This is a genomic window from Natrialba swarupiae (genome assembly GCF_008245225.1).
GTDB classification, from domain to species: domain Archaea; phylum Halobacteriota; class Halobacteria; order Halobacteriales; family Natrialbaceae; genus Natrarchaeobius; species Natrarchaeobius swarupiae.
In genome coordinates this window covers 173,703-193,345 of the sequence record NZ_VTAW01000004.1, presented here as the reverse complement: position 1 = coordinate 193,345, position 19,643 = coordinate 173,703, and the positions used below count along the sequence as shown (strand labels likewise).

Here is a 19,643-nt window from a genome sequence, read left to right as displayed (position 1 = left end):
AGTCACCAACTACGAAAGAGGACACAATCCCGGACGTACGAAGCTCAAAACCCTGTGATCGATTCTATGACACGCTCTATTACAGCAATCCGTCTCAGTGGCTGCTATCCTCCTCGTCTTTCACACGCCGGTCGTCGACGAACATCCGTACGCCCATGACGGGAATAAACAGGAAGAACGCGAGAAGCACCGCCGAGATCATAGCGGCGTTTACGAACCGGGGGGTGAGTTCGGGCGTCATCAACAGCGACGCGAGTACGACGCCGCCCAGTACCGAGACAGCGGTCAGGATCACGATGTCCGTTCGGTTCACCGGCACTTCCTCGGGCATGGTCGGTCGTTGGGTCGAGGGGATAAAGTCCTATGAGGTTTCGGTCGGCCGTCGATAGGTCCTTTCCGCTCCCCCTTGTATGTGCCTCGTATGTACGACTCGATCCTCGTCGCGACCGACGGAAGCGACGGTGCGGCCGACGCGACTGATCACGCGGTCGAACTCGCCGGCCGGTTCGACGTTCCGCTGTACGGCGTCGCCGTCCTCGAGACGCGAACCGAGTACGACAACGCGATCGTCGATCCGGAGGAGGTCGAACGCCGGCAACGCGAACGGGCAGAGGATGCGCTCTCGAGTCTCGAGGCCGCAGCTACCGATGCGGGCCTGTCGGTCGAGACCGTGATCCGGTCGGGCGTCCCACACGAGCAGATCCTTGCCGTCGCCGCCGACCACGATGTCGGCGTGATCGTCGTCGGCGCTCGCGGGCGGTCGTCGCTTAAGGGTGTCCTGCTCGGTAGCACCGTCGACGGGGTCGTCAGGCTCGCAGACCGACCAGTGTTGGTCGTAAGCGACGAGTCGTCTCAGTCGGCTACGGAGGACGAGCCGTTTCGGTAATCGTCGTCCGGGCCGTCCCTCCGACCGAACATTTACCTCCCCCTGTCATGTGAGTCAGGGGTATGACGCTACTCGTTCCGTTCGACGCCTCGCCGCTTTCGACGACGGCGCTCGAACGAGCAGTGACGTTCGGTGACTGTCTCGACGAACAGGTCGTGGTCCTGACGGTTATCCCCGACGATCCGGAGTACGCTCGCGGTCGAGGGTGGATCACCCGCGGCGAACCGTTCGATCCGAAGACGATCGAAACAGGACTCCGGTCGCGCGCCACCGACGTTGCACCGGACGCGACGTTCCGGACCGAGCTGGTCGATCCCGACGAGCCGACCGCGACGTCGACGACCGAAGTCGTCCGCGAGATCCGCCGCGTTGCGAGCGAGATCGAAGCCAGCGTCGTCTTCGTCGGTTCGGAGAACGCGGGATCAGTCATCGCACCGCAATCGAGCGTCGGAAAGCCGGTCGCGAGCGATCACCGCTACGACGTCTACGTCGTCCGCCAGCCTGGCGGATCCGTCGACCAGGAGGAACTCACAGACGTCGACTCGACGACGGAGTGATACGGGCTGTCGTACGTCAGTACTACCGTACCAGGGACCTGTCCTCCGGGTACGGCGGTAAGCGGTTACAACAGCCCGTCTGACGCGGGGCGGACCTCGCGTTCGGATCGTCGTCGTGTGACGCCGGTGTCTCACTCAGGCTTTCGAGCGAGGGAGCCATACTGCGTCAGCGAGAAGAACGTCCCGCCGGTCGCCTCGAGCGCCCGGAGATCCTCGGTCCACGCCTCGGCCGTTTCAGGGCCGACGACGTCGCGGTCCACGACGTAGTTCGCGACGCCCACCATCAGGTGGTACGCGAACGTTCCCTCCTCGAGGCGGGTGTCGAGGAGGCAGGTCGGTTCGACGCCAGGCCGCCCTCGCGAAGCGGCTCGGCGAGTTCCGATCAAAGGTGCGGACGTGGACAGTGGTTGGAAACCGCCTCGAGGACCCGATTTGCCCGCGACCGGTTCGTCGATCGCCACACGAGCGAGTCCCAGTCGGTGTGATAGACCACCGCCCGACCGCCGGGGCGGAGCACGCGGGCGAGTTCGTCGATCGCGGCCTCGAGGTTGTCGACGTCGTACTCGACGCCGTCGGGGATCGGGAGCGTGACCTCTTGCTCGCCTCGGCCCATCGGTCGGCCTCCGTGTCTCAGCGGACGGTGATGGCGCTCTGGACGAGTCGCGTGTCGTCGCTGGTGCGCTCGAGCGGGTCGTGGATCGTGACGAGTTCCCAGCCGTCGGACTCGACGACTGCGGTCGTCACGCTCGCCGTGAGACGGCCACGGTGGGCCTCGTTCGGCGCCCAGGTGTCGAAATAGATCCGAACGCCTCCGCGCCCGTCAGGGCTCGCAGAGACCTCGACGCCCTCGGTGCTCGATCGGCGGAGGTTGCGCTCGACGTCGGCGAGCTCGTGCATGACTTCGCGGTCAGTAGCCGGTTCATCACTTCCGAACTGGTAAGGGGTTGCCATAGAGTCCCGGACCGGAGTCGAACCGGGAGCCGCGCTGATCGGGGCCGACCGCGCCGCGTCGTCAGTATCCGCGCTTGTGGTACGCTCGAGCGAGTCGCAATGCCTTCTCTGGATCAGTCTCGGCGACCTCGAGGGCGAACTGCTGGGTTGTCGTGTCGGGCTCGACGTGGTGCTCCTCAACCTGTCCGTCCTGTTCGATGAGTCCGTCCCCACAGCGGTACGTGAGGACGTCGACGGTCTGATCGTCGATTCGGTTGATAGCCCAGACAGTCGCGTGCTGGCCGTCGTCCGCGTAGGCGTAGACGTCGGCCGTCGTCGGGACGTCGCTGTCTGTCTTGGTGCCGGTCTCGATCTCGTCGTCGGCTGGGTTGGGTGCCATACCCTATCGTTCCCCAGACTGCCGCATAAACTCATTGGGGAATTCCCCACTATTCGTAATCGACGGGATCGGGGTCCTCTACGGTCAATTCCCGAGCGTCGTCGGAGGTGAGAACGGCGATGTAGACGTCGCTGTCGGCGTACTCAAGGGTGTCAGCGTTAGCACCTCGCATTGTGAATGAAGGCGAATGCTTTCGTCCAGCAGTCAACTGACTGCCACGAACTTCGATACGGAAACCGATCGAAAAACCGCCGTATTCGGAGTTTGAACGGGCTGAACCACGATTTCACGGTCGAACGATCACCCCACGTTTCTCGGCGTGACTCACACGGCAAATCGAGATCGTCGAGGCCCCAGTTGTCCCAGGGACCGCGATCGACGACGACTTTTGTCTCGTCGACGACCACTGTACCGTGCTCGCCAGGTTCCGGCTCGAACAGGTCAGCCAACGCGGTATACCACTCGTGGACCGCCTAGTGGGAGTGGCCAAGCCACTCCCCCACCCAGGCGGTACGAAAGCCCCAGATGGTACAGAAACGCCGCTTCAACCCGCTGTTCGTCGGTGTGTCCTCGCGTGAAAACACTCTTTGCTCGCGTGCTTGTTTGACTAGCTGGTCAAGCATTGAGTTCACCAACTCCCACTAGCTCGACCATTTCCATACTCCCATCGCTGACACCCCTTATGTACCTGCCCGCCGTCTCTTCGCACAACTCGAACGCCCCCTCACGCGATCGGCGATGACAGTAGCCGCGCCGACGCTCCCCGTCGACGATCCGATCCTCGTCTTCGGGATCGCGACGTTCGTCTTTCTCACGGCACCGCTCGTCCTCCAGCGGTATCGGCTGCCTGGGATCGTCGGCATCATCCTCGTCGGCGCGGCGATCGGTCCGAACGGCCTGTCGGTACTCGACCGGGGCGAGACGATCGTCTTGCTCGGCGAGGTGGGGCTCGTCTACCTGATGTTCGTCGCCGCCCTCGAGATCAACCTCACGCAGTTCGTCGAGTACCGCGACCGGAGCCTCGTCTTCGGGCTCCTTTCGTTTGCCGTTCCGCAGGTGATCGGGACGGTCGTCGGCTACGCACTCCTCGATCTCTCGCTCGGAGCGGCCGCGCTGTTCGCCGCGATCTTCGCCTCCCATACGTTGCTCGCGTACCCGATCGTCACCCAGCTCGGGATCGCGAAAGCGGAGAGCGTGACGGTGACGATCGGCGGGACGATCGTGACGGACACGCTGGCGTTACTCGTCCTCGCGGTCGTCGTCGCCGCCGAGGTCGGCGATCTGGGACCGCTGTTCTGGCTCGAGCTCTCCGCCGGCCTGGTGATATTCTTCGTCGGCGTCTGGGTGCTCGTCCCGCGGATCGGCCGCTGGTTCTTCCGATCCGTCCGCCGGGAGAGTTACTTCGAGTTCCTGTTCGTGATGACGATCCTGTTCGGCTGTGCCTACCTGGCAGAGCTCGCCCAGGTCGAACCGATCGTCGGTGCCTTTCTCGCCGGACTCGCGCTGAACAGACTGATCCCCGAACGCGGCACGCTGATGAACCGCATCGAGTTCGTCGGAAACGCGCTGTTTATTCCCTTCTTTTTGCTGTCGGTCGGGATGCTCGTCGACGTCCGCGTTCTCGTTGCGGGCCTCGAGACCGTGACGCTCGCGGCCGCGTTTCTCGGCCTCGTCGTGGCGACGAAGTATCTCGCGGCTCGGCTGACGGCGAGGCTGTACGGCTACTCCCACGCGGAGACGATGACGATGTTCGGGCTCTCGGTGGGCCAGGCCGCGGCGGCACTGGCGATCGTCCTCATCGGGTTCGACGTGGGGCTGTTCGGCGACGCCATGTTGAACGCCGTGGTCGTGATGATACTGGTCGTCAGCGTCCTGAGTCCAGCGGTGGTCGACCGATTCGGGCGACGGCTCGTTCGCGCCACCGGTCGGCTGGACAGTCGGCGGTCGCTCGCGCCCGAACGCATCATGGTTTCGTTCTCCCGGGACCCACAGTACCGGGACCGGCTACTCGATCTCGCCGTGATCGTCCGCGAACCCGAGCACGAACAGCCGCTGTACACGGTTACGGTCGTTCGGTCCGCCGCCGACGTCGATCCGACTGCAATCGAGACCGAGGTCGCCGATGTCGAAGCCGTGCTCGCGGACGCCGAAACCTACGGTGCCGGCTCCGAGGTTCCCGTCGAGGCCCGAACGAGCGTCGAGCGCGACGTCGCATCGGGGATCGTCCGAACGGCCATCGAGAACCGGATCACGACGTTGATCGTCGGCTGGGATGGCCGCCCCTCTCGAACCGGCGGAACGTTCGGTACCGTGATCGACCGCGTCGTTCGGCGGAGTCGACAGCTCGTAATGATCTCACACGTTCGACAGCCGCTCAACGCGACGAGCGAAATCGTCCTCGCGCTCCCGAGGGGAATCGAACGAAACGCGGGATTTTACGGCACTCTCCGGACGATCGACAGGATCGCGACGCAACTCGGCGCACCGATTCGGATCGTCGTCGTCGGCGACGACCCGGCCCAGTTCGAGCGCCTCGTCGAACTCCTCGAGCCCGACGTCCCCGTCTCGTTCGAGCGCGACGCGGACTGGACCCAGGCGCTCGATCGGCTTCGAGACGACGTCGACGAGACCAGCCTCTTCGTGACGCTGTCGGCGCGGCGGGGGACGATGGGGTGGGACCCGGAACTCGAGGCGCTGCCGAGGCGCCTCTCCGAGCGGGTCGACGGGAACCTCCTCGTCGTCTATCCGGCGGTCAGAGATCGCGACGACGACCGACAGTTCCTCCGATTCGACTGATTCGGAGTCGCTCGACCGGAGATCTCCCTCCGCTGGCGAGTCGGCATCCGATTCACCGGTGCAGGAACGTTTATTCCGCTGACCGACTTCGGTCGGAACGAGATATGGTCGATCGGAACGAGCGGGAGACGGATCGACCGATCCCCGCCGATACGTCTCGCAGCCCACCGGAGCAGTTCGTCGAACAGGCGAACGTTTCCGATCCGGCGATCTACGACGAGTTCGAGGACAGTTGGCCGGCGTGTTGGGAACGTGCCGCCGACCGCCTCTCGTGGCGCGAGGAGTACGACACCGTCCTCGAGGACGAGGACGCTCCCTTCTATCGCTGGTTCACCGGTGGGACGCTGAACGCCTCGGAAAACTGCGTCGACCGCCACCTCGAGTCGGGACGGAAGAATCACGTCGCGATTCGCTGGGAGGGGAAACACGGCGAGCGCGAGACATACACCTATCGCGACCTGTACGTCGCGGTCAACGAGTTCGCCGCGGCCCTGCGCGAGCTGGGCGTCGAGGCCGGTGACGTCGTCACGGTCTACCTGCCGATGATCCCCGAGTTGCCGATCGCGATGCTCGCCTGTGCCCGGATCGGTGCGCCTCACAACGTCGTCTTCGCCGGTCTCTCGGCGGATGCGCTCGCGACCCGGATGGACGCTGCGGGAAGCGAGATCCTCGTCACCTGCGACGGCTACTATCGGCGTGGCGACGCGTTCAACCAGAAGAGCAGGGCCGAAAACGCCAAACTCTCGCTCGAGGCCGACGTTCGGACCGTCGTCGTCGACCGTCTCGGGGCGCAACTCCCCCACGTTCTCGGCGAGGACGAGTGGGACTACGACGACCTCCGCGAGGAGTTCTCGGGCGAGACCGTCGACCCGGTCGCACGTGAGTCGGAGGACATGCTGTTTCTGATGTACACCTCGGGGACGACCGGCGATCCGAAGGGCGTCGTTCACTCCACGGGAGGCTACCTCGCACACGTCGCCTGGACCACCAGGGCGGTCCTCGACGTCGAACCCGAGGACACCTACTGGTGTGCGGCCGACATCGGCTGGATCACGGGCCACTCCTACATCGTCTACGGCCCGCTCGCGCTGGGGACGACGACGGTGATGTACGAGGGGACTCCCGACTACCCCGACCGAGACAGGCTCTGGGAGATCGTCGATCGGAACGCAGTCGACGTCTTCTATACGGCGCCGACGGCGATTCGCTCGTTCATGAAGTGGGGGGAGAAGTACCCCGACCGTCACGATCTCTCCTCGCTTCGCCTGCTCGGGACGGTCGGCGAACCGATCGGGCCGCGTCCGTGGAACTGGTACTACACGCACGTCGGCGGCGAGGAGTGTCCGGTCGTCGACACCTGGTGGCAGACCGAGACGGGCGCGGTGACGATCTCGACGCTCCCCGGAGTCGATGAGATGAAACCCGGCGCAGCGGGTCCCGCGCTGCCCGGAATCGGCGTGGCGGTGGTCGACGAGAACGGGGTGTCGGTCGATCCCGGCGAGACGGGGTATCTCACGCTCACGCGGCCCTGGCCGGGGATGCTCCGAACGCTGTACGACAGCGACGACCGGTTCGTCGAGGAGTACTGGGCGCAGTTTTCCGATCCGGACGCCAACGAGTGGCGCTACGCGAGCGGTGACACGGCGACGGTCGACGAGGACGGCTACGTCACCATCCTCGGACGGGTCGACGACGTCATCAACGCCGGTGGGGGGCGACTCAGCACGATGGAGATCGAGAGCGCGATCACGGACGTCGACGGCGTGGCCGAATCCGCAGTGGTCGGTCGCTCGAGTGACAGCGGCGACACGAAGATCTACGCCTACGTCAGCACCGGCGGCCGGTCGGAGGCGAACGCCGAGTTGCGCCGACTGATCCTCGAGAGCGTCGAGTCGGCGATCGGGCCGATCGCAAAACCTCACGAGATCGTGTTCACGCCGGAGCTGCCGAAGACGCGCTCGGGCAAGATCATGCGCCGACTCCTCGAGGACATCGCGAACGACGAGGAACTGGGCGACACGAGCGCGCTTCGAAACCCCGAGATCGTGGGTGAGATTCTCACCGATCGCGACGGCGGATAGCTGATTTCGCACGATATAGAAAACCGAAACAGATTTTCGAGGGAGTTCGGTTCATTTCCGGGTATAGTGTGAGTCTTCGGATAACAAACGGCCGAAAGGCGACGATCTTCCACGGTGCTCCCCCGACTACCGATACAATTATGTTCGCAACTCTTGAATAACCGAAAGATGGGCGTAAGGTCCGACCAGTCGCCGCTCTCGAGTCGGGCGTACGAAACGCTGCTCGACGGTGCCGAGACGTACCGCGAGGCGCTCGTGGTTCGCCTCTGTGGCGAAGTCGGGTTGGGGCCGGCGGAACTCGTCCGGCTGACGGTCGACGACGTCGAACAGGTCCGGATCGATCCGCCGCGGTATCTCGTTCGAGTTCCTGGCGACGACGACCGCGAGCGACGCACGGCCTACCTTCCGACTCACGTCGAACGAGAGATTCGGCGGTACGCCCGCAGCAACGGACTCACCGCCGACGACCGGATCTTCTCCGTGACGCCGCGTCGCCTCCAGATGCTCGTCTCCGACGTCACAGATCGGGCGAGTGAGATCCACGACGAACCCGCCCTCGCCGACGTCTCGACGAACGATCTCAGGCGATTCTTCGCTCGACGTGCGCTCGTCGACCACGACGTCAACCCGCGGGCGGTGAAAGCCGCCGGCGGCTGGCGGAGCTTCGAGGCACTCGAGTCCTACCTTCGCGAGCCAACCGATTCAGAACTCGTCGATGCCTTCGAGGCCGTCGAACGTCCGTCGCCCGCACGCTCCGGGGAGAACGTTGGGCGGCCCGGTTCGGTGGTCAGCGACGACAGCGTCGTCCGCCTGTTGCTCGCCGCGAGCGATCGGTACGCGCTCGTCCGTCTCGACGCCGAGGGGTACGTCGATCGCTGGAACCGCAGCGCGGCCGCGCTGTTTGGCTACCGTGCCGGCGAGATCGTCGGCACGCACGTCTCGACGTTTTACACCGACGACGCCGTCGACGACGGCGTTCCCGACCGCGTCCTCTCGTCGGCCATCGCGGAGTCCGGCCACGAGGTCGACGGCTGGCGCGTCCACGAGGACGGCTCCCGGTTTCGGGCGACGGAAGTCGTCGTCCCTCTCCGGGGCGAACGTGGCCGTCACAGCGGGTTCGCCGTCTTCGTTCGAGACGTCTCGCGGACCCACGACCGCCTCGAGGAACTCAGGACGGAACGCGAGGAACTCGAGCGCCGAACGGCAATCGCCCGTTGTCACCGCGAGATCACCCAGGCACTGCTCGACTCGGCGAATCACGAGGAACTCGAGACCAACGTCTGTACCGCTCTCGCAGCCGGTGACGCGTACTCGTTCGCCTGGATCGACCGGTCGACGCTGACGGACGGCCGCCGAGAGTGGCGCGCCTCGAGTGGAATTCCGCCCGCGTCGGCCGACCGGATCATCCCGGAGGAGTGGCGAGGCGACGGGGCGAACGAGGTTAGCGAGCCCGAACGGCGGATAGCGATCGTAAACGGCGTCTCGGATACGCTCGAGGGCGAGGAGTTCGACGGTTCGCTCGCGCGAGTCGCGCTGTCGACGGGCGAGACGACGTACGGAACGCTGACAGTCGGCACCGATCGCACCGGCGCGTTCGACGGGGACGAACGCCGGTGGCTCGAGACGGTCGGTCGTCAGATCGGCGCGGCGATCGGCGCGATTCGGCGGCGAACGCACATGCTCTCGGATCGCGTCGTCGAACTCGAACTGGCCTGTCGCGACGCGGGTTCGTTTTTCGTCGACGCGTCGCGCCGACTGGGGTGTCGGTTCGAACTCGATTCACTCGTTCCGGTCTCCGAGTCGACACAGCTCTACTACCTCCAACTCGAGGGGGCGTCCCCCGGCGAGGCGTTCGATCTCGCGGTCGAAAACGCAAGCGTCGAGGAGTTCCGGCTGATCGACGCCGGCGAAGGGCGTTCCCGCGTGGAGTTCGTTCTCGACGGTCGATCGCCGGCGCTGACGCTAACTGGGTACGGTGCGACGGTCACGGATGCTGTCTTCGACGACGGGGTCGCGACGATCACCGCCGAGTGTGGCGTCGACGCCGACATTCGAACGATCGTCGACGGCCTCCGGGCCGTCTACCCGGACTCGAGTTTGATCGGTAAACGCGAGACGGAGCGAGCCGTTCGGACGGCACGCGAGTACAGAGAGGGGATCGCAGATCGACTTACGGACAGACAGGAGGCCGCACTCCGGGCAGCGTACTTCGGCGGCTACTACGATTGGCCCCGCGAGAGCACGGCCGAGGAGGTGGCGGATGCGATGGGGATCACGTCGCCGACGTTGCACAGCCACCTGCGGAAGGGCCAACACGAACTGCTGCGAACGTTCTTTGACGATCCCGCAGCGACCGAGACCGACCAGTCGTGACGGCCCGTTGCGGAACTAACCGTCTAGAGTTCGATGACCGTTCGTCACCGACTGTACCCGTGGTATCTCGCGATAGAAAACGTCTCGAGCGATAGCCGGCGATTCTGCGGCGAGTATGGTCGGCGAACGGTGTCCCGCCTGGCCCGGCAGCGCGATCGATTTTGTACAACTAGAGGTCAGTTTTACTATCACGGTTGTGCATTGAGTGAACGGAACATGACACAGGAGGATGCCAGCCTCGAGGCGAGACTCGAAGAACAAGAGCAATTCGAGCCGCCCGAATCGTTCGTCGAGCAGGCGAACGTTTCGGATCCGGGGGTATACGAGGAATTCGAAGAGAACTGGCCCGAGTGCTGGGAACGGGCGGCGGATCTGCTCTCCTGGGACAGCGAGTACGACACCGTCCTCGAGGACGGCGATGCGCCGTTCTACGAGTGGTTTACGGGTGGGGAGCTCAACGCTTCGTACAACTGTCTCGACCGCCACGTCGAGGAGGGCGCGAAGAATCGGGCGGCGATCAAGTGGGAGGGCGAACTGGGCGAGACGCGCACCTACACCTACGGCGACCTGTTGAACGAGGTCGAGGCGTTCGCGGCGACGCTTCGAGACCTCGGCGTCGAGGAAGATGACGTCGTCACCCTCTACATGCCGATGGTTCCCGAGTTGCCGATCGCGATGCTCGCTTGCGCCCGGATCGGCGCGCCACACAGCGTCGTCTTCGCGGGCTTCTCCGCGGACGCGCTCGCGACGCGGATGAACTCGGCCGACAGCGAGTATCTGGTCACGTGCGACGGCTACTACCGCCGCGGCGACGCGCTCGATCACATTTCGAAGACCAACGAGGGCCTCGAGGACGTCGACCACGAGGTATCGGACGTCGTGGTCGTCGATCGTCTGGGAGACGCACTCGATCACTCGCTGTCGGCGAACCAGCACGACTACGACGACCTGGTCGACGAACACGCGGGTGCGTCGGTCGAGCCGGTCTCACGCGACGCGGAGGACATGCTGTTTCTGATGTACACGTCGGGAACGACGGGCCAGCCGAAAGGCGTCAAGCATACGACCGGCGGCTATCTCGCGTACACCGCCTGGACGAGTCAGGCGGTTCTCGATGTCAAACCCGAAGACACCTACTGGTGTTCGGCGGACATCGGCTGGATCACGGGTCACTCCTACATCGTCTACGGGCCGCTCGCGCTCGGGACGACGACGGTGATGTACGAAGGGACCCCCGACTACCCCGAAAAAGACCGACTGTGGGAGATCGTCGAGAAGAACCGGGTCGACATCTTCTACACCGCGCCGACGGCGATCCGGGCGTTCATGAAGTGGGGCAAGCAGTATCCCGAACGGTACGACCTGTCTTCGCTTCGGCTGCTCGGGACCGTCGGCGAACCGATCAACCCACGCGCCTGGAAGTGGTACTACCAGCACATCGGCAACGAGGACTGTCCGGTCGTCGACACCTGGTGGCAGACCGAGACGGGCGGGATGATGATCACCACGCTTCCGGGAATCAACACGATGAAACCCGGATCCGCCGGGCCACCGTTGCCAGGCATCGGTGCCAAGGTGGTCGACGCGAACGGCGAGGAAGTCGACGCTGGCCAGGCAGGCTACGTAATGGTCGACAAACCGTGGCCAGGGATGCTTCGGACGCTGTACCAGAACGACGACCGGTTCATCACGGAGTACTGGCAGGAGTACTCCGATGAGGACGCTGACGAGTGGACATACTTCCCCGAGGACGGCGCAAAGATCGACGACGACGGCTATATCACCATCCTCGGGCGCGTCGACGACGTGGTCAACGTCTCCGGCCACCGGCTGGGAACGATGGAGATCGAGTCGGCGGTCGTCGGCGTCGAAGGTATCGCCGAAGCCGCCGTCGTCGGCGGCGACCACGAGATCAAAGGCGAGGCCGTCTACGTCTATGCAATCCCGGAAGACGGCTACGACGCCGGTGACGAGTTAGCGGAGCGCGCGATCCAGGGGGTCGTCGACTCGATCGGCCCGATCGCTAAACCCGAGGAAGTGATCTTCACGCCGGAGTTGCCGAAGACGCGCTCGGGCAAGATCATGCGCCGACTGTTAGAGGACATCGCGAGTGGCAACGAACTCGGAAACACCTCGACCCTGCGAAACCCCGACGTCGTCGACGACATCGCGGAACAGGCCGAGAGCAACTGACCCCGGCTTCTTCCTCGTCTAACAGCGGAAGACCGGATATCGAACAAAACATGTCAAATGACTGTTTAAATAATGGTAGATGATAACAACCACGATTCGACGGACGCCGTCGAAACCGATGGCGGCGCAACGACGGAAGCGTACCTCGACGAGGAAATAAATATATTCAAACCGGCCACCCCGTTCATGCGGGATCACTTGCGGGTAATCTGGCTCTCGTTTTTCGCGTGGGTGGTCGTCGTCTTCGGACCAACGACGGCGATCCTATTTGCGAGCGATTTCATGGTCGAGACGACCGTGCTCGGAGGGTTTCCGCTTCATTTCTTCCTGGCGGCGATCGTCACACCGCTCGGTGCGCTGTTGCTGTCCGTCGCCTACGCGACCCAGCGTGACAGACTCGATACCAAGTACGGCATCAGCCACGAGGCGGATACCGACTCGAGCGGAGCCGTCGCGACCGACGGGGGTGACGACTGATGCTCGGGACGATAGCCGGGGCGCTCCCGGGAATACTCGAGCCGGTCGTTCTCCAGGAGACGGCACTCGACGTGGGCGAGTTCAAGCTCGTTCCGGCGCTGATGGTCGTCGTCATGCTGGCGGTGTTTCTCGGCGTCGGCTACTTCTTCCGGGTCGCAGCGGTCGACGAACTGTGGGTCGCGGGACGGTCGATCGGAAGCATCGAGAACGGGATGGCGATCGGCGCGAACTGGATGAGCGCCGCGTCGTATCTCGGCGTCGCCGCGCTGGTCGCGACGCTGGGCTACTTCGGGCTCGCGTACGTCGTCGGCTGGACGACCGGCTACTTCATCCTGCTCATCTTCATGGCCGCGCAGTTTCGCCGCTTTGGCAAGTACACCGCCCCCGACTTCGTCGGCGATCGGTTTTACTCGGACTGGGCCCGCGGCATCGCCGCGTTCACGACGCTCGCGATCGCCTTTACGTACGCGATCGGTCAGGCAAGCGGTATGGGGCTGATGGCTCAGTACATCTTCGGCGTCTCCTACGAGGTGGGCGTCATTCTACTCATGGCCGTCACGATCGGCTACGTCGCACTCTCGGGCATGCTCGGAACGACGAAGAACATGGCCATCCAGTACGTCATCCTCATCATCGCGTTCACGCTCGGACTCTACGCCACGGGCTGGGCGGAGGGGTGGTCGATCGCGTTACCGTACCTCGAGGCCGGCCCGCAGGTCGCAGAGGCGGCGAGCCTCGAGGCGCAGTTCGTCGAGCCGTTCGCGAACGTCGGCTACTACGGCTGGATCGCGCTGGCCTTTAGCCTGATCGTCGGTACCTGCGGACTCCCGCACGTCCTCGTTCGGTTCTACACCGTCGACAACGAACGGACCGCCCGCTGGTCGACCGTCTGGGGGCTGTTTTTCATCTGCCTGCTCTACTGGGGGACGGCGACGTACGCCGCCTTCGGCGGATTGCTCTACGACCGCGAGGTCACGGACGGCGGCGGATTCACCGGGATGTCCGGGGAGGAAGCCGACGCGCTCGTCGTGTTGACCACCCAGCTCGCCGGACTGCCGGAGTGGCTCGTCGGACTGGTCGCAGCGGGTGCCGTCGCAGCGGCGCTCGCGACGACCTCTGGGCTGTTCATCACGGCCTCTTCGGCGGCGGCACACGACATCTACACGAACCTCTACAGGGAGAACGCGACCCAGCGCGAGCAGCTGATCGTCGGTCGAACGACGATCCTCGGGATCGGCGCGCTCGTAACCCTCATCGGACTCAATCCGCCAGCGCTCATCGGCGAACTCGTCGCGATGGCGTTCGCGATCGCCGGCACCATCTTCTTCCCGGTGTTCTTCCTCGGTCTCTGGTGGGAGAATACGACGAGAGAAGGCGCAATCACGGGGATGCTCGTCGGGATGCTCGTCTCCTTCGGCGCGATCGTCAACGATACCGTCGTTCCGATGTACACCGGCGTCGACGAGGCGATGATCCCGGCGCTTGCGACCTGGGTTCCGGGAACGTCGTCGGCGTTGGTCGGCGTCCCGATCGTCTTCGCCGTCATCATCGTCGTCTCGATCCTCACCGACGACCCACCACGGGACGTCAAACGTCTCGTTCGGCAGTGTCACAGCCCCGAGCCGATGCAACAGATGGAAACAGCGGAAGACGTCGCCACCGACGGCGGCACCACGGATGAGTAACCATGTACCATACGATCCTCGTTCCGACGGACGGAAGCACAGTGGCGGAGAACGCGATCGAGCACGCGATCGACCTCGCGGCGACCTACGACGCCGACGTACACGCGCTGTACGTCGTCGATATCAGCGCCATGGACGTCGCCATCGGCACCGAACAGGTCGATCGTCTGCGACAGGGTGATCTGGACGACCTCCCGGAGCTCCGCGAACGGGCGACCGAGGCCGTCTCTGAGGTCAGCCAGGCGGCGGCCGAACACGACCTGAACGTCACCGAGGCCATCGTCGCCGGCAACCCCCACAAGCGAATATCGACGTACGCAGACGATCACGCCGTCGATCTGATCGTCATGGGCTCTGCGGGCCGCGGCGGCGTTCGACGCGCCCTCCTCGGTAGCGTCGCCGAACGAACGCTCAGGACGACTGACGTTCCGGTACTCGTCGTCGACGTCCGCCAGGACGGCTGATCGACTCCCTCGAGGAGAACGGATACGGTTGTGCGTTCGGCCTCGAGAAGCGAACGCAAACTTAGTTCTCCGGTCGGTCGCGTTCGCCCGTCGCGTGCTCGAGGCTCGTGACGAAGCCGAAGTAGGCGACGATCCCCGCGAGCATGAACATGTAGTAGGCCCAGTCGGGTCCCTCGAGCACCGCGAAGAGCAGATGAACCATCGTCACCCAGCCGACGGCGAACACGAGGTCGACGAACATCCCCCACCGCTGGGCTCTGGCCTCCTCGAGCCAGTCGCGAACCGTCGTCACGGCCGTCCTCCACCCGTTCGCTCGGATTCGGTCATCGACCGATCGATTCGGCGGGGTCGCGAAAAAGCCTGTCGGGAAAACGAAACCCCCTAACCTCGCCCCCGTCTGGGTCCTGGTATGCACGAGGAACCCGAGGTCGCCGTCCTCCGACTGGGTCACCGCCCCGGACGGGACGAACGGATGACGACCCACGTCGGGTTGACCGCCCGCGCCCTCGGTGCGGATCGCGTCTACTTCCCCGACAACGCCGGCCAGTCCCTCGAGACGGTCGCGGACATCACCGACCGCTTCGGCGGGCCGTTCACCGTCGAACTCACGGACTCCCCGAACGCCATCATCCGGGAGTGGGACGGTCGGGTCGTCCACCTGACGATGTACGGCGAGCAGGTCCAGGACGTCGAGGAGGAGATCCGAACCGTCCACCAGGACGAGGGCGCGCCGCTGTTGCTCGTCGTCGGCTCCGAGAAGGTCTCCTTCGACGTCTACGAGGCCGCCGACTGGAACGTCGGCGTCACGAACCAGCCCCACTCCGAAGTCGCCGGTCTCGCCGTCTTCCTCGACCGACTGTTCGAGGGCCGTGAACTCGAGCGCGAGTGGGCCGACGCCGAACACCAGGTAATTCCGATGGAGACGGGCAAACGCGTCGAACCCGTCGACGACGATCGGTAACGCCTCGAGTCACCCCCACGCCGGTGTGTCAGGCTGTCTTCGCGTCATACGGTTTACTGTAAGTCAGTACCGCCGCTCCCGGAGAACGGGTCCCGGGCGCGGCGGTACACAGTTACAGCAATCCGTATCAGGCTCGCCGCCCCGGTCGAAGCACGCGAACCGGCCGGAGAAGCCGTCGTCCGATCGTCCGCAGGATGCCCGTGAGACCCATCTCCCGCTCGTCGAGTCTGTAGCCGGTCCCCAGGCGGTCGATTGGACCCGACTCGCCGTGGATCTCGCGCAGGCGGTCGAACTCTGCCGGAGTGAGGTTCGCGCGGGATCGGATCTCGTCGGCGGACAGTGGACGGTCGGCGTCTCGGGGCGTCTCGGCCAGCCGGCAGTTGCACTCGTTCAGTTTCGCGAGTTCGGCTCTCGGGAGGTCGTCCGTCTCGTCGGACGTGGCTCTCACGTCGTCTATTCGACCACCACCGGCGTCGTCGGTTCTATCGTCACGAACGAACCGATCGAGTCCCTCGAGACAGAGCCATCCGCCGAGCGCGAGCAGGAGCCAGCCGAGCCAGCCGACGCCGTCCTGAAGGTGGCCGTACCCTCCCCAGCCGACGACCACTCCCAGCGCGATTACGAGGAGACCGAGGTCGATGTCGACGCCGGAGCGCTCTACGAGGTATCCGAACAGTGGGGCGATGACGGCGACAGCCACGACCGTACGGACGACGTCGGTCGAGGATACCTCGAGACCGGGCAGGGAGAGGGCGGCCACGACGAGTACGGCGACGACGACGCGTCCAGGGTCGAACCGGTCCCGAATCCGTCGGGCGACTGAACGGGACATCTGTCGGCGGTACGACAATTTCCCAGGTAAGCGTACCGGTCGCCCACGTTCATCTCATCACCGCATCGCCCACGTTCATTTCATCACCTCGGTATGTCGTGCCGTGACCGGGTCTGCTGGCCGGACGGCGGTTCCGCCGAGCCCGTTCGATCGACCGTCGTCGAACCGGGGTACTTTTTCATCGATCCGGACCGCACTCTAGGTATGAGTTCGATCGCGTCGTTGCCGGGAACGGCGATAGAGTGGTACATGCTCGGGGCGATTCTCGTCGTCGTAAACGTCGTCGGCCTGCTCGTAACCGGGCACACACTGCCCGCCGCGTTCGCGATGGGGCTGACGTCCGGGCTCACGCTGGCGCTCGTGGTCGTCTTTCTCGTCATCGGGTGGCGAACGATCCGGGACGGAGACAGTACCGAGTAGCGGGACCAAGATCCGTTCCGTAACCGCAGTCCCGACCGACCCGAGAGGGCGACGCGGGCCGATACGGAGCGGTGGCCCACTGCCCCGGCGTGACCGCCCCAGGGGTCGCGAGTGGGCTGGAACTGACGGACACCAGACCGGCTGACGGGGGCCTGGCGCTTCCCAGCCAAGCTATTTGTGTGCGTTCGGTGTCGCTCGATCCATGGCCGAGACCACCGCCCACGACGAGGACGTTTCGCGAGACGAGGCAGCCGACTTGCTCCAAGAACTCGCACGGGAGCTCCGAGGCGACACTCACGCCGAGGTTCGCGTCGGTAACAAGACGTTGACGCTCTCGCCGAGTTCCGTCCTCGAGTACGGAATCGAAGTCGACGAGCGCTCGCCGATGCTCGGCGGCGACCGCGAGGAGGTCACCGTCTCCCTCGAGTGGGAGGTACACGCCGGAGACGAGGCCTGATCGGCGGGGAGTGGGTTCCTCGCAGCCGTCGACGGAGGTCCACGCCGCGACGCGACGTCGGTCGACGAACGGTAGTCGCCCCAGGCGTCCCTCAAAAGACTTAATGGCGATATGGCGCTACGGGTAAGTAATGGCTTTTGAGGACCTGCTCGAGGATCCGGTCATCCAGAAGTACTTACACGAGCTGGTCGGTCCAAAGGGGATGCCCGTCGCGGCCGCACCCCCGGACGGAGAAGTGACCGACGAGGAACTCGCCGAGGAGCTGGATCTCGAGTTGAACGACGTACGCCGGGCGCTGTTTATCCTGTACGAGAACGATCTCGCCACCTACCGCCGGCTGCGTGACGAGGACTCGGGGTGGCTCACCTACCTCTGGACGTTCGAGTACGACAACATCCCGGAGAACCTAGAAGAGGAGATGTACCGCCTCCACGACGCCTTAGAGGACCGTCAGGAGTACGAACGCAACCACGAGTTCTACCTGTGTGAGATCTGCTCGATCCGCTTCGAGTTCGGCGAGGCGATGGACTTCGGCTTCGAGTGTCCCGAATGTGGCTCGCCGCTCGAATCGATGGACAACGACAGACTCGTCACCGCGATGGAAGACCGCCTCGCAGCGCTCGAGGACGAACTCAACATCGACGAGAGCGCGGACGCCTAATGGTCGTACTCGCAACGAAGCTGTACGTGGAAGGCGACGCCCGCGAGCGCGCGCTCGATTCGCTTCGGTCGCTGGTCGACAACGAGATCGGCGACCTGGCCGCCGAGTTCGACCTCGGCGTGCGACACGACGAGTTTCCGTCGGTGACGATCGAGGGCGACGACGCCACCGTCGCGCGCAACGTCCTTCGCGAGGAGTTCGGCGAGATCGTCCCCGATCTCGAGGCCGGCGAGACTTACGTCGGAACCCTCGAGTCGTGGGACGACGACGGGTTCGTCCTCGACGCCGGTCAGGGTGACGGCGTTCGAATCCCGACGGACGAACTGGGGCTCGGTCCCGGTTCCCCTGAGCAGATCCGCGACCGGTACGGCCTGGTCCAACACGTCCCGTTGCAGTTCGTCTACGGCGGCCCGAACGGCGACGGGAGCGAGCCGTCACGGCTCGCGGACGCCGAACGCGATCGCCTCTACGAGTGGAGCCGCGGCGACGGTCGACTCAACGTCAACAGCGCGACGCGCGCGGAGGTGCGTGCGACGCTCAACCGCGCGGGTCACGCCCAGGACTACGTCACCGTCGAGCGACTCGGCCTCTTAGAACAGAGCGTGGTCTGTACCGAGGGGACCGATCCGCCGGGCTTGCTCGCGAGCGTCGGCGAATATCTGCCAGCGGAGCTCCGCTGTGTCGTCCCCTAGTATGAACAAACGGCTCGTTCTCGCGGTCGTCGCGGTCGGATTCCTGGTCAGTTTAGCCGGCTGTTCGATGATCTTCGGCGGCATCTCCGACGAGGAACTCGACCGCGACCAGGAGTACGACGACCTCCGCGATCGGGACGCCGACGTCGCCGTCGACATCGAAGACGGCGGAATCATCGGAAGCGGCGAGTTCCGGGCGGTCTACGACCTGAACGAAACCGAGGAGCTGTCGATGCATCGGTCGAACATCTACCGCGACGAGGCTCTGGACATCCACAGCGTTCGCTACTGGTACCCAAACGGGACCGAACTCACCGGCTCGGAACTTGAGGTCGATCAGAGTCGCTCGAGCACCGAGGTTCGAGTCCCGGACGGGAACGGGACGCTCGCGGTTTCCGGCGATGCAGGGTCACGGACGTTCCAGCTTCCGGCGTACGTCGACGGCTCGTACGACGTCACGATTCCGCAGGGGTACCGAACCTCGAACCTGCTGTTCGGCGACGTCAACCCCGGCGGATACGAGCGGGACATCGTCGACGACCAGGAACGGCTAACCTGGGAAAACGTCGACAGCACGGTCTCGGTCCGGTTCTACCGAACGCAGGATATCCCACTGTTCGCGGGGCTCGTCGCCGTCGCGGTGTTGCTCGGGGGCGCGGGGATCGGCTACTACTACCGCCAGGTGAAACGCCTCGAGGAACAGCGGGAGGAACTCGGCCTCGACATCGATATCGAAGACGACGACGGGCCGCCGCCCGGCCTCCGGTGAACGTGTGGG

The 19,643-nt window shown here is 64.7% G+C and carries 23 protein-coding genes; 15 read left to right on the top strand and 8 right to left on the bottom strand.

All coding sequences use genetic code 11. From position 1 onward, the window contains the following. Window positions 1–94: 94 nt before the first annotated feature. Window positions 95–331, bottom strand: a complete 237-nt coding sequence (locus tag FYC77_RS05675) for a hypothetical protein (protein ID WP_149080533.1) — start codon at window positions 329–331, stop codon at window positions 95–97. Window positions 332–421: 90 nt separating this feature from the next. Here FYC77_RS05675 and FYC77_RS05670 point away from each other — a divergent pair, with 90 nt between their 5' ends. Continuing rightward, window positions 422–886, top strand: coding sequence for a universal stress protein (locus tag FYC77_RS05670; protein WP_149080532.1), 465 nt, complete (start codon window positions 422–424; stop codon window positions 884–886). A 62-nt stretch (window positions 887–948) separates the two neighbouring features. Continuing rightward, on the top strand, window positions 949–1,443 hold the full coding sequence (locus tag FYC77_RS05665) for a universal stress protein (protein ID WP_149080531.1): 495 nt from the start codon (window positions 949–951) through the stop codon (window positions 1,441–1,443). Between the two features lie 131 nt (window positions 1,444–1,574). On the opposite strand, the gene FYC77_RS05660 is transcribed toward FYC77_RS05665, so the two are convergent. From FYC77_RS05660 to FYC77_RS20850, 5 genes are all read right to left on the bottom strand, one after another. Next, the gene (locus FYC77_RS05660; protein ID WP_149080530.1) at window positions 1,575–1,829 is read right to left on the bottom strand and encodes a methyltransferase domain-containing protein; all 255 of its coding nucleotides are present in this window, start codon (window positions 1,827–1,829) and stop codon (window positions 1,575–1,577) included. After that, complete coding sequence (locus FYC77_RS05655) at window positions 1,826–2,056, bottom strand: methyltransferase domain-containing protein (protein ID WP_149080529.1); 231 nt, start codon at window positions 2,054–2,056, stop codon at window positions 1,826–1,828. Before FYC77_RS05655 ends, FYC77_RS05660 begins: the two co-directional genes overlap by 4 nt. Before the next feature lie 17 nt (window positions 2,057–2,073). Then, window positions 2,074–2,340, bottom strand: coding sequence for a hypothetical protein (locus FYC77_RS05650; protein WP_149080528.1), 267 nt, complete (start codon window positions 2,338–2,340; stop codon window positions 2,074–2,076). A gap of 115 nt (window positions 2,341–2,455) precedes the next feature. Beyond that, a complete protein-coding gene (locus FYC77_RS05645; protein WP_149080527.1) occupies window positions 2,456–2,773 on the bottom strand; it encodes a hypothetical protein in 318 nt (105 codons plus the stop codon). A 49-nt stretch (window positions 2,774–2,822) separates the two neighbouring features. Next, window positions 2,823–2,945: a hypothetical protein gene (locus tag FYC77_RS20850; RefSeq protein WP_274381024.1), complete on the bottom strand. Its 123-nt coding sequence runs from the start codon at window positions 2,943–2,945 to the stop codon at window positions 2,823–2,825. Window positions 2,946–3,511: 566 nt separating this feature from the next. On the opposite strand from FYC77_RS20850, the gene FYC77_RS05640 reads away from it, so the two are divergent. The 7 genes from FYC77_RS05640 (at window position 3,512) to FYC77_RS05610 (ending at window position 14,842) form a co-directional block, all read left to right on the top strand. After that, a complete protein-coding gene (locus FYC77_RS05640; protein WP_149080526.1) occupies window positions 3,512–5,569 on the top strand; it encodes a cation:proton antiporter in 2,058 nt (685 codons plus the stop codon). Window positions 5,570–5,673: 104 nt separating this feature from the next. Beyond that, a complete protein-coding gene (gene acs / locus FYC77_RS05635) occupies window positions 5,674–7,650 on the top strand; it encodes an acetate--CoA ligase (protein ID WP_149080525.1) in 1,977 nt (658 codons plus the stop codon). A 168-nt stretch (window positions 7,651–7,818) separates the two neighbouring features. After that, window positions 7,819–10,023 (top strand): bacterio-opsin activator domain-containing protein, encoded by a 2,205-nt coding sequence (locus FYC77_RS05630; protein WP_149080524.1) that lies wholly within the window; start codon window positions 7,819–7,821, stop codon window positions 10,021–10,023. 216 nt (window positions 10,024–10,239) lie between these two features. Continuing rightward, complete coding sequence (acs, locus tag FYC77_RS05625; RefSeq protein WP_149080523.1) at window positions 10,240–12,216, top strand: acetate--CoA ligase; 1,977 nt, start codon at window positions 10,240–10,242, stop codon at window positions 12,214–12,216. Between the two features lie 72 nt (window positions 12,217–12,288). Next, on the top strand, window positions 12,289–12,693 hold the full coding sequence (locus FYC77_RS05620; protein ID WP_149080522.1) for a DUF4212 domain-containing protein: 405 nt from the start codon (window positions 12,289–12,291) through the stop codon (window positions 12,691–12,693). Next, a complete protein-coding gene (locus FYC77_RS05615; protein ID WP_149080521.1) occupies window positions 12,693–14,378 on the top strand; it encodes a solute symporter family protein in 1,686 nt (561 codons plus the stop codon). The genes FYC77_RS05620 and FYC77_RS05615 overlap by 1 nt, the downstream gene beginning before the upstream one ends. A gap of 2 nt (window positions 14,379–14,380) precedes the next feature. Beyond that, window positions 14,381–14,842, top strand: coding sequence for a universal stress protein (locus tag FYC77_RS05610; RefSeq protein ID WP_149080520.1), 462 nt, complete (start codon window positions 14,381–14,383; stop codon window positions 14,840–14,842). 61 nt (window positions 14,843–14,903) lie between these two features. On the opposite strand, the gene FYC77_RS05605 is transcribed toward FYC77_RS05610, so the two are convergent. Beyond that, window positions 14,904–15,083, bottom strand: coding sequence for a hypothetical protein (locus FYC77_RS05605; protein WP_394349013.1), 180 nt, complete (start codon window positions 15,081–15,083; stop codon window positions 14,904–14,906). Window positions 15,084–15,251: 168 nt separating this feature from the next. Between FYC77_RS05605 and FYC77_RS05600 the strand changes: the two genes are divergently transcribed. Next, window positions 15,252–15,803: a tRNA (cytidine(56)-2'-O)-methyltransferase gene (locus FYC77_RS05600; protein WP_149080518.1), complete on the top strand. Its 552-nt coding sequence runs from the start codon at window positions 15,252–15,254 to the stop codon at window positions 15,801–15,803. Window positions 15,804–15,930: 127 nt separating this feature from the next. On the opposite strand, the gene FYC77_RS05595 is transcribed toward FYC77_RS05600, so the two are convergent. Beyond that, the gene (locus FYC77_RS05595) at window positions 15,931–16,635 is read right to left on the bottom strand and encodes a hypothetical protein (RefSeq protein ID WP_149080517.1); all 705 of its coding nucleotides are present in this window, start codon (window positions 16,633–16,635) and stop codon (window positions 15,931–15,933) included. Window positions 16,636–16,839: 204 nt separating this feature from the next. On the opposite strand from FYC77_RS05595, the gene FYC77_RS05590 reads away from it, so the two are divergent. From FYC77_RS05590 to FYC77_RS05570, 5 genes are all read left to right on the top strand, one after another. Further along, complete coding sequence (locus FYC77_RS05590) at window positions 16,840–17,055, top strand: hypothetical protein (protein WP_149080516.1); 216 nt, start codon at window positions 16,840–16,842, stop codon at window positions 17,053–17,055. 202 nt (window positions 17,056–17,257) lie between these two features. Next, window positions 17,258–17,512: an amphi-Trp domain-containing protein gene (locus FYC77_RS05585; protein WP_149080515.1), complete on the top strand. Its 255-nt coding sequence runs from the start codon at window positions 17,258–17,260 to the stop codon at window positions 17,510–17,512. Between the two features lie 130 nt (window positions 17,513–17,642). Then, the gene (gene tfe, locus FYC77_RS05580) at window positions 17,643–18,173 is read left to right on the top strand and encodes a transcription factor E (protein WP_149080514.1); all 531 of its coding nucleotides are present in this window, start codon (window positions 17,643–17,645) and stop codon (window positions 18,171–18,173) included. Next, the gene (locus tag FYC77_RS05575) at window positions 18,173–18,865 is read left to right on the top strand and encodes a DUF2110 family protein (RefSeq protein WP_149080513.1); all 693 of its coding nucleotides are present in this window, start codon (window positions 18,173–18,175) and stop codon (window positions 18,863–18,865) included. The genes tfe and FYC77_RS05575 overlap by 1 nt, the downstream gene beginning before the upstream one ends. A 1-nt stretch (window position 18,866) precedes the next feature. Continuing rightward, window positions 18,867–19,634, top strand: a complete 768-nt coding sequence (locus FYC77_RS05570; protein ID WP_149080512.1) for a DUF5803 family protein — start codon at window positions 18,867–18,869, stop codon at window positions 19,632–19,634. Window positions 19,635–19,643: the final 9 nt, after the last annotated feature.

Excerpts from the sequence above, each read along its gene's own strand:
- FYC77_RS05675 (WP_149080533.1), bottom strand. The coding sequence starts at position 331 with ATGCCCGAGGAAGTGCCGGTGAACCGAACGGACATCGTGATCCTGACC.
- FYC77_RS05670 (WP_149080532.1), top strand. The coding sequence starts at position 422 with ATGTACGACTCGATCCTCGTCGCGACCGACGGAAGCGACGGTGCGGCC.
- FYC77_RS05665 (WP_149080531.1), top strand. The coding sequence starts at position 949 with ATGACGCTACTCGTTCCGTTCGACGCCTCGCCGCTTTCGACGACGGCG.
- FYC77_RS05655 (WP_149080529.1), bottom strand. The coding sequence starts at position 2,056 with ATGGGCCGAGGCGAGCAAGAGGTCACGCTCCCGATCCCCGACGGCGTC.
- FYC77_RS05650 (WP_149080528.1), bottom strand. The coding sequence starts at position 2,340 with ATGCACGAGCTCGCCGACGTCGAGCGCAACCTCCGCCGATCGAGCACC.
- FYC77_RS05645 (WP_149080527.1), bottom strand. The coding sequence starts at position 2,773 with ATGGCACCCAACCCAGCCGACGACGAGATCGAGACCGGCACCAAGACA.
- FYC77_RS20850 (WP_274381024.1), bottom strand. The coding sequence starts at position 2,945 with ATGCGAGGTGCTAACGCTGACACCCTTGAGTACGCCGACAGCGACGTC.
- FYC77_RS05640 (WP_149080526.1), top strand. The coding sequence starts at position 3,512 with ATGACAGTAGCCGCGCCGACGCTCCCCGTCGACGATCCGATCCTCGTC.
- acs (WP_149080525.1), top strand. The coding sequence starts at position 5,674 with ATGGTCGATCGGAACGAGCGGGAGACGGATCGACCGATCCCCGCCGAT.
- FYC77_RS05630 (WP_149080524.1), top strand. The coding sequence starts at position 7,819 with ATGGGCGTAAGGTCCGACCAGTCGCCGCTCTCGAGTCGGGCGTACGAA.
- acs (WP_149080523.1), top strand. The coding sequence starts at position 10,240 with ATGACACAGGAGGATGCCAGCCTCGAGGCGAGACTCGAAGAACAAGAG.
- FYC77_RS05620 (WP_149080522.1), top strand. The coding sequence starts at position 12,289 with ATGGTAGATGATAACAACCACGATTCGACGGACGCCGTCGAAACCGAT.
- FYC77_RS05615 (WP_149080521.1), top strand. The coding sequence starts at position 12,693 with ATGCTCGGGACGATAGCCGGGGCGCTCCCGGGAATACTCGAGCCGGTC.
- FYC77_RS05610 (WP_149080520.1), top strand. The coding sequence starts at position 14,381 with ATGTACCATACGATCCTCGTTCCGACGGACGGAAGCACAGTGGCGGAG.
- FYC77_RS05605 (WP_394349013.1), bottom strand. The coding sequence starts at position 15,083 with ATGTTCGTCGACCTCGTGTTCGCCGTCGGCTGGGTGACGATGGTTCAT.
- FYC77_RS05600 (WP_149080518.1), top strand. The coding sequence starts at position 15,252 with ATGCACGAGGAACCCGAGGTCGCCGTCCTCCGACTGGGTCACCGCCCC.
- FYC77_RS05595 (WP_149080517.1), bottom strand. The coding sequence starts at position 16,635 with ATGTCCCGTTCAGTCGCCCGACGGATTCGGGACCGGTTCGACCCTGGA.
- FYC77_RS05590 (WP_149080516.1), top strand. The coding sequence starts at position 16,840 with ATGAGTTCGATCGCGTCGTTGCCGGGAACGGCGATAGAGTGGTACATG.
- FYC77_RS05585 (WP_149080515.1), top strand. The coding sequence starts at position 17,258 with ATGGCCGAGACCACCGCCCACGACGAGGACGTTTCGCGAGACGAGGCA.
- tfe (WP_149080514.1), top strand. The coding sequence starts at position 17,643 with ATGGCTTTTGAGGACCTGCTCGAGGATCCGGTCATCCAGAAGTACTTA.
- FYC77_RS05575 (WP_149080513.1), top strand. The coding sequence starts at position 18,173 with ATGGTCGTACTCGCAACGAAGCTGTACGTGGAAGGCGACGCCCGCGAG.
- FYC77_RS05570 (WP_149080512.1), top strand. The coding sequence starts at position 18,867 with ATGAACAAACGGCTCGTTCTCGCGGTCGTCGCGGTCGGATTCCTGGTC.